At 53.7% G+C, this 14,223-nt stretch carries 11 protein-coding genes and 2 pseudogenes; 5 read left to right on the top strand and 8 right to left on the bottom strand.

Annotated features, from left to right (window positions below; genetic code table 11):
* Positions 1 to 15: 15 nt before the first annotated feature.
* The 6 genes and pseudogenes from aroK to IB214_RS01550 form a co-directional block, all read right to left on the bottom strand.
* Complete coding sequence (aroK, locus tag IB214_RS01575; protein WP_003023552.1) at positions 16 to 537, bottom strand: shikimate kinase AroK; 522 nt, start codon at positions 535 to 537, stop codon at positions 16 to 18.
* Between the two features lie 403 nt (positions 538 to 940).
* Positions 941 to 2,178: pseudogene (gene hofQ, locus IB214_RS01570) on the bottom strand (DNA uptake porin HofQ).
* A pseudogene (locus IB214_RS01565) lies at positions 2,159 to 2,440 on the bottom strand (HofP DNA utilization family protein); the annotation flags it as partial. The pseudogenes hofQ and IB214_RS01565, both read right to left, overlap by 20 nt.
* A gap of 43 nt (positions 2,441 to 2,483) precedes the next feature.
* Complete coding sequence (locus tag IB214_RS01560; protein ID WP_117342460.1) at positions 2,484 to 2,954, bottom strand: hypothetical protein; 471 nt, start codon at positions 2,952 to 2,954, stop codon at positions 2,484 to 2,486.
* Positions 2,938 to 3,477, bottom strand: a complete 540-nt coding sequence (locus IB214_RS01555) for a PilN domain-containing protein (RefSeq protein ID WP_117342461.1) — start codon at positions 3,475 to 3,477, stop codon at positions 2,938 to 2,940. Before IB214_RS01555 ends, IB214_RS01560 begins: the two co-directional genes overlap by 17 nt.
* Positions 3,477 to 4,256 carry a DNA utilization protein HofM gene (locus tag IB214_RS01550; protein ID WP_115257306.1) on the bottom strand — a complete coding sequence of 260 codons (780 nt, stop codon included), beginning with the start codon at positions 4,254 to 4,256 and terminating at the stop codon, positions 3,477 to 3,479. The genes IB214_RS01555 and IB214_RS01550 overlap by 1 nt, the downstream gene beginning before the upstream one ends.
* A 120-nt stretch (positions 4,257 to 4,376) precedes the next feature.
* On the opposite strand from IB214_RS01550, the gene mrcA reads away from it, so the two are divergent.
* The gene (gene mrcA / locus IB214_RS01545; protein WP_161959014.1) at positions 4,377 to 6,929 is read left to right on the top strand and encodes a peptidoglycan glycosyltransferase/peptidoglycan DD-transpeptidase MrcA; all 2,553 of its coding nucleotides are present in this window, start codon (positions 4,377 to 4,379) and stop codon (positions 6,927 to 6,929) included.
* A 95-nt stretch (positions 6,930 to 7,024) separates the two neighbouring features.
* Here mrcA and nudE read toward each other — a convergent pair whose 3' ends face one another.
* Positions 7,025 to 7,585: an ADP compounds hydrolase NudE gene (gene nudE / locus IB214_RS01540; protein WP_161959015.1), complete on the bottom strand. Its 561-nt coding sequence runs from the start codon at positions 7,583 to 7,585 to the stop codon at positions 7,025 to 7,027.
* 323 nt (positions 7,586 to 7,908) lie between these two features.
* Here nudE and igaA point away from each other — a divergent pair, with 323 nt between their 5' ends.
* From igaA to hslO, 4 genes are read left to right on the top strand one after another with little or no spacing between them, the layout of a single operon-like run.
* A complete protein-coding gene (gene igaA, locus IB214_RS01535) occupies positions 7,909 to 10,044 on the top strand; it encodes an intracellular growth attenuator protein IgaA (protein ID WP_117342462.1) in 2,136 nt (711 codons plus the stop codon).
* Positions 10,045 to 10,104: 60 nt separating this feature from the next.
* Positions 10,105 to 10,773 carry a GMP/IMP nucleotidase gene (yrfG, locus tag IB214_RS01530; RefSeq protein WP_117342463.1) on the top strand — a complete coding sequence of 223 codons (669 nt, stop codon included), beginning with the start codon at positions 10,105 to 10,107 and terminating at the stop codon, positions 10,771 to 10,773.
* A gap of 10 nt (positions 10,774 to 10,783) precedes the next feature.
* The gene (gene hslR, locus IB214_RS01525; protein ID WP_115257302.1) at positions 10,784 to 11,185 is read left to right on the top strand and encodes a ribosome-associated heat shock protein Hsp15; all 402 of its coding nucleotides are present in this window, start codon (positions 10,784 to 10,786) and stop codon (positions 11,183 to 11,185) included.
* A 24-nt stretch (positions 11,186 to 11,209) separates the two neighbouring features.
* Complete coding sequence (gene hslO, locus IB214_RS01520) at positions 11,210 to 12,088, top strand: Hsp33 family molecular chaperone HslO (protein WP_096759272.1); 879 nt, start codon at positions 11,210 to 11,212, stop codon at positions 12,086 to 12,088.
* Positions 12,089 to 12,138: 50 nt separating this feature from the next.
* On the opposite strand, the gene IB214_RS01515 is transcribed toward hslO, so the two are convergent.
* On the bottom strand, positions 12,139 to 13,857 hold the full coding sequence (locus IB214_RS01515; RefSeq protein ID WP_115257301.1) for a DUF4153 domain-containing protein: 1,719 nt from the start codon (positions 13,855 to 13,857) through the stop codon (positions 12,139 to 12,141).
* Positions 13,858 to 14,223 lie beyond the last annotated feature (366 nt).

Below are 14,223 nucleotides of genomic sequence, written 5' to 3'. Positions count from 1 at the left end.
TGTATTAAGCCAGAATCAGTTGCTTTCCAACATATGAATAATCTGGTTTGCCACGACTTTAGCGCTCTGATCATCGGTGCGAATGGTCACGTCAGCAATCTCTTCATACAGAGGATTGCGTTCGTCAGCCAACGCTTCCAGAACTTCGCGAGGCGGTGATTCTACCTGCAGCAGTGGGCGTTTCTTGTCGCGTTGAGTTCGCGCAAGTTGTTTTTCAATTGTCGTTTCAAGATAGACCACGACGCCACGCGCGGAAAGACGGTTACGTGTTTCACGTGATTTAACAGAGCCACCGCCAGTTGCCAGCACAATACCCTGTTTTTCCGTCAACTCGTTGATGACTTTTTCTTCGCGATCGCGGAAGCCGTCTTCACCTTCTACATCGAAGACCCAGCCCACATCAGCTCCGGTTCGTTTCTCAATCTCTTGATCAGAATCGTAAAATTCCATATTGAGTTGTTGAGCTAACTGGCGCCCAATAGTGCTTTTTCCGGCACCCATAGGCCCAACCAGAAAGATATTGCGTTTCTCTGCCATTTTTTCGGTACTACTAAGACTATTCGTTAATGATAAACCCGCTTCGCAGACACTCAGCGCAGCAGGACATGAACTGAAACCTCATAAGATATTGCGAGAGTCAGACTGAAAATTATCTCAATACTCAAGCGGGTTTGGCAACTGAATAAATCACCAAACCTTTCGCATTTCTGGTCGTGGCAGGCGTATTGCCCTGCAAACATCAGGCCTGGCAACGAATCGCACGGCCAAATGACGCCAAATCAACCCATGACACACCACCAGAAAGGCAAAGCGTATTACCGGTGCACAAGTAAAGAAAACGACCGACGCTCAAATCGGTACTCCTTGTATGCTAAATACACCCGCACGTCAAATTTCTGAAACATGTCCAGTGCAAAAACAACGGCTTTTCATGCATAAATTATTCGCTCGAGACCAGTCTGGGCGTGATAAAAACCACTAACTCGCGCCGCTCATCCTCTTTACCGTCATGGCGAAATAAATATCCAAGCCAGGGGATATCGCCTAACAACGGCACGCTGTCCGCCGCAGATTTATTTTTATGCGAAAAAATCCCACCCAGCGCGATTGTCTCTCCGCTTTTTACCTCGACCTGCGTTTCAATTTCCTGCTTATCGATAGCCAGTACTTCGCCATCCGCCTGCTGTAACACCTGCCCGGGGACATTCTGGCTGATATGCAACTTTAGTCTAATTCGCCCTTTTTGCAGCACGGTTGGCGTCACCTCCATTCCCAGTACGGCTTCTTTGAACTCAACGGACGTGGCTCCACTTTCCCCGCTGGAGACCTGATAAGGGATCTCGCTGCCCTGCTTAATACTGGCAGGTTGCAGGTGAGAAGCCAGTAATCGTGGGCTGGCGATGATATCAAGCTGCTGTTTTTGCTCCAGTGCAGACAGCTCCAGTTCCAGTAGACGACCATTGATACGACCAATGTTAAACCCCACACGCGACGTCGCTGCGGGCACAGAGAGATCGCTGGTCATTGTAGTGACGCTGCCCACCGTCCCCGCTTGCGTGGCATCGGCGAGCGACCATTTCACACCCAACTCGTGTAGGCTTTTTTCGTTAATCGTCACAATGTGTGCCGCCAGTTCGACCTGTTCAACCGGCAAGTCCATCTGCGCCACCCACGTTTCCAGCGCCATCAGCGCAGGTTTGTTATCACGAAGCAGCAGTCGGTTCGTGCGTTTATCTACCGTCATACTGCCTTTGGCGCTCAGCAGTTTCTCACCCGCTTTTGCCAGATCGGCGGCGTCAGCGTACTGCAAAACAATGCTGCGATGTTCCAGCGGGAGACTGGCCTGCCGCCGCGCCTGCTCGCTCTCCAGGCGTGCCACATTTTCATTCTGCCAGCCTACCGAATGCACATGCAGGATGCTCCCCTCCTGGCGCAACACCAGTCCGGCGCTTTTCACCACCGTCTGGAATGCCTGCTTCCACGGGACATCCGTCAGATGCAACGACATCACGCCGCTGACATCGGGCGAAATCACCAGATTTTTTCCTTCCTGCTCAGCCATCGCCTGTAATACCTGAACCACGGGAACATCATCCACACCAGCGTCACGTTTGGCGCTTTTCCCGCCAGCACACTGGGGATGACGACCATCAGCACCACGGCTATCCATCGCTTCATGCCCTTCTCCTTGTCGTTGCCACTGCCAGCGTGACGGCTCACAGTCTTTACCCATCTCAATAGTTATGCTTTGTGCCGAGATATGAGAAACCGTCCATCCCCCCTTCAGCGCCTCATGCAGTTCGATCCGCCGCCATGTATTTTTACCATCCTGAACCAGGCCAATCAGGCGCGTTCCCCGGCTTACCGCACCTTGATAACGCCACGTCGACAGCTCAGTGGTATGGCAACGATCCTCCGGCGGCAGGAAAGGATCGCGCATCCCGGTCAGTATCAGCAGGCTAATCCCTACCAACAGTCCACGCTTAACCGTCATTCAGGCGCTCCAGCTGCAGTGTAAGCATCAGCTCGGCATCCTCCAGGCGAAGAGAAAAACTGTTGACCTGCATCCCCCGTTCCGCCAGCCGGACAAACAATGCTGGAACAGCATCCCAGGCGGGCTTCAGCGTCATCTCCCCGCCCTGTGCAGAAGGCTGCCAGTGAGTCAGGCGTGAAAGCGGAGTCTGAAAATCCAGAGCGGAAAAAGGCATCGTATTCTCGTCATTAGCCCAAAGTGTGGGGTCAGCCGGTGTAACCAGTTGGTACAGATTCCGCCATTGCGCCTGGTTCGCCGCATGTTGCTGCCGCAGTTCCTCCCGTTGTACGTTCCATTCTTGCCGTAGCGGATAAAGCAGGCACAACATGACCATCAGCGCCATGGTGACACTCCAGCCGCCCCAGCAGACGATTCGACAACGCGGCGACAAGGCCAGCCAACGATCACAGAGTACGTTCATGCATTACGCTCCGCGTCAGACGATAGTGAAATTGCCAACGTCCCAACGCATCCTTCTGAGTTTCGCCGGGGTCGCCTAAGCGAAAAAAGGACTGTTTGCGTAATTGCGTTTCCAGCGCATTGAGGGCGCTAAAGTTCTGCGCCATTCCGCTCAGTTCCAGCACTTCATGTTGCCAGGTCAGGGTTGTCAGCCACACCTGTTCGGGCAGTAAATTTGCCAGTCCTTCGAGCATCGGTTGCCAGCTTCGCGTCTGATCTCGCTGCGTTTTACGCAGCTGTCGCTGTTGCCATTGTTGCTGGCGCAGGAGTAAATGCGGTTTTTGGGCCACAAGCGTCTCGCCCCGCATTTTCTCCGCAGCTATCTTCACCGTTTTTGCCCGGTTGTCTTCGATGACGACAGCGTAATAGCTCAGTGCACAGCCAACGATCAACAGCAGCGATCCGCTAAATAAAACAGCCCAAAACCGCAGGCAGGCACGCCGCTGTGACTGACGCCAGGGGAGAAGGTTGATGGTCGCTATCATCAGTCTGTTCCCCCCATTGCCAGCCCAAGCGCAATAGTAAAGATATGACTTTCAGGCGGAATGGGCGGCTGACGAACAGACACCACGCTTAAGGGGTCAAAACGGCCTGGCCCGCACAACGCAATCTCTTCCGGGGAAAGCGATAATGTTGCAGCAAGATCGTCGATAGCGTGACTGTCGCCCACCGGTTTACGCCCCCATGCATAACGAGTCGCCCACAACCACTGCGCGTCATCGCGCCAGGCCAGACACTGCTGATGCGCCGATAAGTACGGTATAAAGCGCTGTAACGCGCTGGCATCCGGCGTAATGGCGGTTATCTGTACTTTCAGCGTTTGCATCAGCGTCAGGAGGGTCGACACCTCTTTGCTTTGCGCGGCGGTCACGTTAAAGGCCGGACTTAAGGTGTCTTCGCTATAATCGAATTGCAGCGCATCTGGGTCCATATCCAGCTCACGCGCCATCGACCCAGACAACCATGCCGTTTGTTCTGGCTCACGCAGCGTCATGACTGGGCGGGGGATCTTTTTTTGTAACGTCCTGTGGGCGGGAAAAGACAGATGAATGTGGTGTCTGCGAGGGAGTTCACGACTCCACGGTAATAACACCTTGCTGAGCTGTTCAGGTGCGCGAATGTGCCCGTCGACAATCGTCTGGTTCGCCAGCGGCAACCGCCACCAGCGCTGTAGAAACCAACCGGAGGCGTCGCGAACGACGGCCACAGCCAGCACTTCATGTTGCTGAATATGCAGACCAATTTGCCAGATATTGAAAGCCATTGCTGATGATCTCCTTATCACCCGTTGCTTTAACGGGTATATCAATGCGTCTGGCTTGCCTTTATACTACCGCGCGTTTGTTTATAAACTGCCCAAATGCCACTAAATGGGAAATCTCCAGTGAAGTTCGTAAAGTATTTATTAATCCTTGCAGTATGTTGCATCCTGCTGGGAGCAGGCTCGATTTATGGCCTCTATCGCTATATTGAGCCGCAATTACCTGACGTCGCGACGTTAAAAGATGTGCGTTTGCAGATCCCGATGCAGGTTTACAGCGCTGACGGCGAACTGATCGCGCAATATGGCGAGAAACGTCGTATTCCGGTCACGCTGGATCAGATGCCGCCGGAAATGGTCAAAGCCTTTATCGCTACCGAAGACAGCCGCTTTTATGAGCACCACGGCGTTGACCCGGTGGGGATCTTCCGTGCGGCCAGCGTTGCGCTGTTCTCCGGGCACGCGTCGCAAGGGGCGAGTACCATCACCCAACAGTTGGCGAGAAACTTCTTCCTCAGCCCGGAACGCACGCTGATGCGTAAGATCAAAGAGGTCTTCCTCGCGATCCGCATCGAGCAACTGCTGAGTAAAGATGAGATCCTCGAGCTTTATCTGAATAAGATCTACCTGGGGTATCGCGCCTATGGCGTTGGTGCCGCAGCACAAGTCTATTTCGGTAAGACGGTCGACCAGCTCAGCTTAAGCGAGATGGCAGTCATCGCCGGTCTGCCAAAAGCACCGTCAACCTTCAACCCGCTCTATTCAATGGACCGGGCTACCGCGCGACGTAACGTTGTGCTGTCGCGTATGTTGAGCGAAAACTACATCACGCAGGCCCAGTACGATCAGGCACGCAGCGAAGCTATTGACGCCAACTATCACGCGCCGGAAATTGCCTTCTCTGCGCCGTATCTGTCTGAAATGGTGCGCCAGGAAATGTATAGCCGTTATGGTGAAAAAGCCTATGAAGACGGGTATCGCATCACCACCACCATTACGCGTAAAGTCCAACAGGCGGCTCAGCAGGCGGTCCGTAATAACGTCATGGATTACGACATGCGCCACGGCTACCGTGGCCCGTCAAACGTGCTATGGAAAGTGGGCGAAAGCGCCTGGGACACCAAGAAAATCACCGACTCACTAAAAGCGCTTCCGACCTACGGACCGCTGCTGCCGGCGGTGGTCACCAACGCAAATCCACAGGAAGCGACCGCCACGCTGGCGGACGGCACATCGGTGGCGCTGCGTATGGAAGGCATGCGCTGGGCGCGTCCTTACCGCTCCGATACCCAACAGGGCCCGACGCCGCGAAAAGTGACCGATGTTGTCCAGACGGGTCAGCAAATCTGGGTCCGCCAGGTCGGTGACGCCTGGTGGCTGGCACAGGTTCCTGACGTCAACTCCGCGTTGGTCTCCATCAATCCGCAAAACGGCGCGGTAATGGCGCTGGTTGGTGGCTTTGATTTCAACCAGAGCAAGTTTAACCGTGCTACCCAGGCGTTACGTCAGGTCGGTTCGAATATCAAACCGTTCCTCTATACCGCGGCAATGGATAAAGGCCTGACGCTGGCCAGTATGCTGAATGACGTCCCGATTTCCCGCTGGGATGCGGGCGCAGGTTCTGACTGGCAGCCGAAAAACTCACCGCCGCAATATGCCGGCCCTATCCGCTTACGTCAGGGGCTGGGTCAGTCGAAGAACGTGGTGATGGTCCGCGCCATGCGCGCGATGGGCGTAGATTACGCAGCAGAGTATCTGCAACGTTTTGGCTTCCCGGCGCAAAATATTGTTCATACCGAGTCGCTGGCGCTGGGTTCCGCCTCGTTCACCCCGCTGCAGGTTGCCCGCGGCTACGCGGTGATGGCCAACGGTGGTTTCCTGGTTGATCCGTACTTCATCAGCAAGATTGAAACCGATCAGGGCGGTGTTATCTTCGAAGCGAAGCCCAAAATTGCCTGTCCGGAGTGTGATATTCCGGTGATTTATGGCGACACCCAGAAATCTAACGTGCTGGAAAACAGTAACGTTGAAGACGTTGCCATTTCTCAGGAACAGCAGAATGCCGCGGTGCCAATGCCGCAACTTGAGCAGGCGAATCAGGCGCTGGTCGCGCAAAGCGGGACCCAGGAATACGCCCCGCATGTGATCAACACGCCGCTGGCGTTCCTGATTAAAAGCGCGCTGAACACCAATATCTTTGGTGAGCCAGGCTGGATGGGTACCGGCTGGCGTGCAGGTCGTGATTTACAGCGTCGAGATATCGGCGGTAAAACCGGGACCACCAACAGCTCGAAAGATGCCTGGTTCTCCGGCTACGGCCCAGGGGTCGTGACCTCGGTATGGATTGGTTTTGATGACCATCGCCGTAACCTTGGACACTCTACGGCCTCGGGTGCGATCAAAGATCAGATCTCCGGCTATGAAGGGGGGGCGAAGAGTGCCCAGCCAGCGTGGGATGCCTATATGAAGAGTGTGTTAGAGGGCGTACCAGAGCAGCCGCTGACGCCACCGCCAGGTATCGTAACGGTCAATATCGATCGCAGCACCGGTCAACTGGCGAGCGGCGGCAACAGTCGCGAAGAGTATTTTATTGAAGGGACTCAGCCCACACAGCAGGCGGTACATGAAGTGGGGACCACCATTATTGATAATGGTGAGGCTCACGAACTGTTCTGATCTATTGCCGGATGGCGCTTCGCTTATCCGGCCTACTTAACGCAACATAGTAGGCCGGATAAGACGCCTCTGGCGTCACCTTCCGGCGCTATACGCTACAGTCGTCCCTGCCCTTTCAGCCATTCACGCACCAGAAACAGCGCGCTTACATTACGCGCTTCGTGAAAGTCCGGGTCTTCTAACAAATCCATCAAATGTGCCAGCGGCCAGCGCACCTGCGGCAACGGCTCGGGTTCATCACCTTCCAGCGATTCAGGATACAGGTCCTCGGCCACGACGATGTTCATCTTGCTGGAGAAATAGGACGGTGCCATGCTGAGTTTTTTCAAAAACGTCAGGTCATTTGCCCCAAACCCGACCTCTTCTTTCAGCTCCCGATTCGCCGCTTCAAACACGCTTTCACCGGGATCGATTAACCCTTTGGAAAAACCAAGCTCATAAGATTCGGTCCCGACCGCGTATTCGCGGATGAGAATCAGATGGTCATCAACAATCGGCACAATCATTACCGCTTCGCGCGTGGACGGACGCATACGTTCGTAGACGCGGCGTACGCCGTTGCTGAACTCAAGGTCAACACTTTCGACTTTAAACAGCCGGGATTGTGCGACGGTTTCCACTTTCAGAATCGTGGGTTTTTGTAATGATTTGCTCATCGTGAGAGTCTTTGCCGTGAAATCTGGGGTCATTGTGCGATATACCGCACGGTTTCGGCAATGTGAATTGCCGTTTATTTACATTTATGTAACGTACTAAAAGTTAATTCCCATTTCAAATTAAAAGTCAATAGGTTGAAATAACTCCAGGAATTTGCTGATATGCCGTTTTTGGTGATTTTGCTATGATTCGCATTTACTGGGCTGTACTTTAAAGATGCTCAAGTTCAACTCCACGCTTGCCGATAGCCAACGACAGAATCACGATTATTTTCCAGGGTGCGACTGACCACGCCTGACAGACTAAGTAAGATGGGGAAAGCATGAGCACCATTCTGATTTTTTTAGCTGCTTTGCTGGCCTGCTCGTTACTTGCAGGGTGGCGACTCAGATCAAAATCCAGGCGGCAAAAACTGCCCTGGAGTAACGTTTTCTCAGACGCCAATAAGCGTAAACTGACGCCCGAAGAGCGCAGCGCAGTCGAAAACTACCTGGAAAACCTGAGTCAAAATCAGCAGATACCTGGCCCAACAGGCGCCAGCGCCGCCCCAGTATCGCTCACACTGAATGCCCAAAGTAATAGCGTCATCGTGCTGACCCATTCGATTACGCGCTACGGTATCACCACGGACGATCCCAATAAGTGGCGTTATTATCTGGATTCCGTCGAAGTGCATTTGCCTCCCTTCTGGGAACAATACATCAATGACGAAAATAGCGTTGAGCTGATCCACACAAATACGCTACCGCTGGTGATCTCGTTAAACGGTCATACGCTGCAAGAGTACATGCAGGAAGCGCGTGGCTATGCGCTACAGCATACTGCATCGACGCAGGCCTCTATTCGTGGTGAAGAAAGCGAGCAAATTGAGCTGCTAAATATTCGCCAGGAAACACATGAAGAGTATGCGCTGAGCCGCCCGGCAGGACTCCGCGAGGCGTTGCTGATTGCCGCATCTTTCCTGTTGTTCTTCTTTTGCTTAATCGTGCCGGATGGTTTTGTACCGTGGCTGGCCGGTGGTGCCGTATTGCTGCTGGCTGCGGGCCTGTGGGGACTGTTCGCCCCGCCGTCTAAAACTGCCCTGCGGGAGATCCATTGCCTGCGCGGAACCCCGCGTCGTTGGGGGCTGTTTGGCGAAAACGACCAGGAACATATTAATAATATCTCACTGGGTATTATCGATCTGATTTATCCGCCTCACTGGCAGCCCTACATTGCGCAAGATCTCGGGCAACAAACGGATATCGATATTTATCTCGATCGCCATGTTGTCCGCCAGGGGCGTTTTTTATCCTTGCATGACGAAGTGAAAAACTTCCCCTTGCAGCACTGGCTACGCAGCGCTGTTATCGCAGGGGGATCGTTGCTGGTCCTGCTGATGCTGCTGTTCTGGATCCCGCTGGATATGCCGATAAAATTCACGCTGTCCTGGATGAAAGGTGCGCAAACTATCGAGGCCACCAGCGTTAAGCAGCTCGAAAACGCCGGGGTTCGCGTCGGCGATACCCTGCATCTGAGCGGTACGGGAATGTGCAATATTCACACATCCGGAAGCTGGAACGCACAGCCCACCACGCCTTTTCTACCTTTCGATTGCTCACAGATTATCTGGAATGATGCACGCGCGCTGCCGCTGCCCGAGTCCGATTTGGTGAATAAAGCGACGGCACTCACGCAGGCCGTCAGCCGCCAACTACACCCCAAACCCGATGATGATTCCCGTGTCAGCGCATCGTTACGATCGGCCATTCAGAAATCCGGCATGGTATTACTGGATGACTTTGGTGAGATTGTCCTGAAGACTGCCGACCTGTGCGCCGCCGAAGATGAATGTGTGCGCCTGAAAAATGCGCTGGTCAATCTGGGTAACAGTAAAGACTGGACCGCGCTGGTGAAGCGGGCCAACGCAGGTAAGCTGGATGGTGTAAACGTGTTGCTGCGCCCGGTCAGCGCCGAGTCGCTGGATAACCTGGTCAATACCTCCACTGCGCCGTTTATTGCACGCGAGACCGCCCGCGCCGCTCAGGCACTGAACAGCCCTGCGCCTGGCGGCTTCCTGATTATCAGTGACGAAGGCAGCGATCTGGTCGATCAGCCCTGGCCTGCCACATCGTTGTATGACTATCCGCCTCAGGAGCAGTGGAACGCCTTCCAGCGTCTGGCGCAGATGCTCATGCAGACACCCTTCCGCGCGGAAGGGATCGTCACCAATGTCACGACCGATGCCAATGGAACCCAGCACATCGGGCTGCACCGTATCCCGGATCGTTCTGGCCTGTGGCGTTACCTCGGCACCACCTTGCTGATGTTTTCCATGCTGGGTTGTGCGCTCTATAACGGCATTCAGGCGTTCAGACGCTACCAGCGCCACCGCTCACGCATCGCAGAAATTCAGGGATACTACGAAAGTTGCCTGAATCCCACGCTGATTGACGATCCGGAAAGCCTCATTCGATAACACGCCCGCGCGACAGGATATGCTACCCTGTCGCGCATCTGTTTTCCTTTGGGAGTTCCTATGCATATTGATATCGCCTGGCAGGACGTCGACACCGTGCTGCTGGATATGGACGGCACACTGCTCGATCTGGCGTTCGATAACTATTTCTGGCAAAAACTGGTGCCGGAAACGTATGGCGCGCAGCAGGGGATCTCTCCCGAGGAAGCCCAGAACTATATTCGCCAGCAATATCACGCCGTGCAACATACGCTAAACTGGTACTGCCTGGATTACTGGAGCGAACGCCTGAGTCTGGATATTTGTGCCATGACGACAGCCCAAGGGCCACGCGCCGTGCTGCGCGAAGATACTGTCCCCTTTCTTGATGCCTTAAAGGCCTGCGGCAAGCGCCGTATTTTGCTGACCAACGCGCATCCACATAACCTGGCGGTGAAGCTGGAGCATACCGGTCTGGCCTCACACCTTGATTTATTACTTTCCACCCATACATTTGGTTATCCCAAAGAGGATCAGCGGTTATGGCACGCTGTAGCTGAAGAAACGGGAATGCGTGCTGAGAAAACGCTGTTTATTGACGACAGCGAAGCCATTCTCGACGCCGCTGCTCAATTCGGCATTCGTTACTGCCTCGGCGTGACCAATCCCGATTCAGGTATTGCGGAAAAACAGTATGCACGCCATCCGTCACTGAATGACTACCGCCGACTGATCCCCTCACTGATGTGAAGGAGATGCCATGAAAGAGAAGCCCCCTGTTGACGTCAGGCTGGATAAATGGCTGTGGGCTGCGCGTTTTTATAAAACGCGTGCGATAGCTCGCGAAATGGTTGAAGGCGGTAAGGTGCATTACAACGGGCAGCGCAGTAAGCCGAGCAAGATTGTCGAGCTAAATGCCACCCTCACCTTGCGCCAGGGAAATGACGAGCGGACGGTGATTATTAAGGCCATTACCGAACAGCGTCGCCCGGCAACGGAAGCCGTTACGCTGTACGAAGAAACCGCGCAAAGCGTGGAAAAGCGCGAAAAAATAGCGCTGGCGCGTAAACTTAACGCGTTGACCATGCCGCACCCGGACAGGCGACCGGACAAAAAAGAGCGCCGCGACCTGTTACGATTTAAACACGGCGACAGTGAATGACTGTCACCCGCAAGAGAGATGATTATGCCGCAACATGACCAATTACATCGTTATCTGTTTGAAAACTTTGCCGTGCGCGGCGAGCTGGTAACCGTTTCACAAACCCTGCAACAGATCCTCGAAAACCATACTTACCCACAGCCGGTTAAAACCGTGCTGGCCGAGCTGCTGGTCGCCACCAGCCTGCTGACCGCTACGCTAAAGTTTGCCGGTGATATCACCGTACAGCTCCAGGGCGATGGCCCGCTGAGCCTGGCGGTGATTAACGGTAACAACAAGCAGCAGATGCGCGGTGTCGCGCGCATTCAGGGCGATATCCCTGAAGATGCAGATCTGAAAACGCTGGTCGGTAACGGCTATCTGGTGATCACCATTACACCGGAAGAAGGTGAACGCTATCAGGGCGTGGTGGGTCTGGAAGGTGACACGCTGGCCGCCTGTCTGGAAGATTACTTCCTGCGTTCAGAACAACTGCCAACGCGTCTGTTTATCCGCACTGGCGACGTCGATGGCAAGCCAGCAGCAGGCGGTATGCTGTTGCAGGTGATGCCAGCACAAGACGCGCAGGCCGATGATTTTACCCACCTCGCCACGCTGACGGAAACCATTAAAGCCGAAGAGCTGCTGACGCTGCCAGCGAATGATGTGCTGTGGCGTTTGTATCACGAAGAAGAGGTGACTCTGTACGATCCGCAGGACGTGGTGTTCAAATGCACCTGTTCACGTGAGCGTTGTGCAGATGCGCTAAGAACCCTGCCGGACGAAGAAGTGGACAGCATTCTGGCTGAAGAAGGCGAGATCGATATGAATTGCGATTACTGCGCGAGCCACTATCTGTTTAACGCGATGGATATTGCTGAGATCCGCAACAACGCATCCCCTGCTGACCCACAAGTGCATTAAGTTCATAGCCCGGCAGACAGTCCATTCTGCCGGGCTACTTGTTCCAGCGTTTACTCAGCGTAGTAGTTAATCTCTAACCGTTTCCCATCGAGAGTGATATCCCGCCAGATTCTGGGGGCTGTAGTCAGCCTGTGATTTTCCACCGCCTGCAAAAGCGTCGCTTTCGTGAATCCTTCAGGTAACTGGGCTGCGCCGAGCAAAGACCATTGCTTTTCCTTCATGCCAAAGATCAGACTTTCTCCCTCGCCAAAAGCATAAAGCACCTGCTCCGGCTGACCATCTGCGTTAAGATCCTGATTCACTAACACGCATGCATCCTGCTCAACACAGGAGCTAATACGGTAGCTTTGCTGTTTTACAAACCGCCAGAATGCGTCATCGGGTTTTTTGCTACCCGGCGCAATCATCACCATCGGTGCCAGTTGCGTTGTGGTCAGTTCCCGCATGGGATCGAGGTTCCCGCGTAGAATGGCGTTTAAATCACGTCTGCGCTTACTGTCCTTAGTGAAAGCGTCATCCTTTTGTAACGCCTCCAACGCAGCACGCCCCGGTTTTCCGCTATTACGCAACATGTACAGGCTGACCTGATCCGGTGAAATTTGGCCACTATGATAACGGGCCATATGGCTGTTGACGCTAATACGCCAGACATCAATGACCGGCGACGTCAGCAAAATCAACAGTCCCAGAGACAGTAACGAAACACCGAGGATGACTTTGCTCTGAATTTCCAGTGGATTGTGTCCGCGGCGCATAATGCTCGCCATGTAGCCGAATGACCAAACCAGCAGCACTGCGATGATCAGCGCACCATGCAGACGCTCAGGCGTCCAGCCATACTGATTGACGCGGACCCAGAGCGCCCAGCTGGCTATCAACATATAAACCGGGGCGACGAGAAGTGAGGTGTTAATCAGATAACGTAATGCCCCTGGATAGGGTAAGTCGCGTTTTTGCGGCTCGCGCACAACGACCATCAATAGCAGGAGCAGCAACGTCAGCGTCGACATCAGCCCCGCCGCAGACACCCGTTGCGAAATCGCCTCCAGACCGGTAAAGGGTAATGTCAGCATAAACATCAGCGCTAACAACGCGACCAGAGGCAGCAGACCCGTGGCGATCAACGTCAGAAGCTTTTGTACCGCCGTCACCAGGCGTGACTGCGTACGTGCCAGAATCACCGCCAGCGCGGTAATAAGGCCAAACGTTACATAACCAAACCAGTCGGTCTCAAAGAATAGCGTGTTAAAAAAGGGAATACCGACCAGCTTAAACATCTCGCTCCACAGCAGAAGGACCATCCAGAACAGGCCGTTGGCGACAAAGACGATCAGCAATGTCAGAACATTCAGCCATATCTGGCTGTAAAACTGCGGATAGCGCGCCTGGTCGGTACGCGTATGGAGTTGGTACTGGATCCAGGGTAACGCCAGCATAGCCATGAGAAAGAGGCGCCAACCGTAGACAAAGAAAATCTCATTCTCATTCCACCGGTTCCCTCCTGCAACGTGCCCCTTCAACCAGATGCTCATCGCCAGTACGACGCAGAAGATCACCGCCATCCAGCACCACAGCGCGCGCTGTTTAAACGAGACCACAGAAAGCAGAATCGCCGACGTCAGCGCTATCGTTACAGGCATTCCATAGAACAGCCAGCTACTGTTATGGGGGATGAGGTAAGTCATCAGCAGGTAACACACTACGCCTTGCAGCAGACCAATAAACATCATGCCCCAGCGGGTCGTACGTGAAAGCTCAACACTGTCCATGTCGTAATCCAGAATGAAGGGAAAAGATCATTATCGCATCAACATCACAATTATTGGCACTTACCGGTGTCTTTCAGCCCCTCACAACGCGACGTGAATCGATATTTCATATGTTTGAGTTACGTTATTTTCCTACATGAATGCGATTACACTCACAAGATTCCCGCCAAATATACTCTCCATTAACGTTTTAGGAACATTTTCCACAACAAAAAAGGGTTTCCTGCCATAATATCCGCCTATTTGCGACAGGAGTCGCAGCGTATTCAGTTATCTGTGATTTTGCCGGATGCGTAAATCTATGAGCCTTGTCGCGGTTAACAATCCCTAAAAAACCTTACTATTCCAGGTAATACATATTGGCTA

Source organism: Citrobacter sp. C1, assembly GCF_014596895.2.
Classification (GTDB): domain Bacteria; phylum Pseudomonadota; class Gammaproteobacteria; order Enterobacterales; family Enterobacteriaceae; genus Citrobacter; species Citrobacter gillenii.
This window is presented reverse-complemented; position numbering and strand designations above follow the sequence as displayed.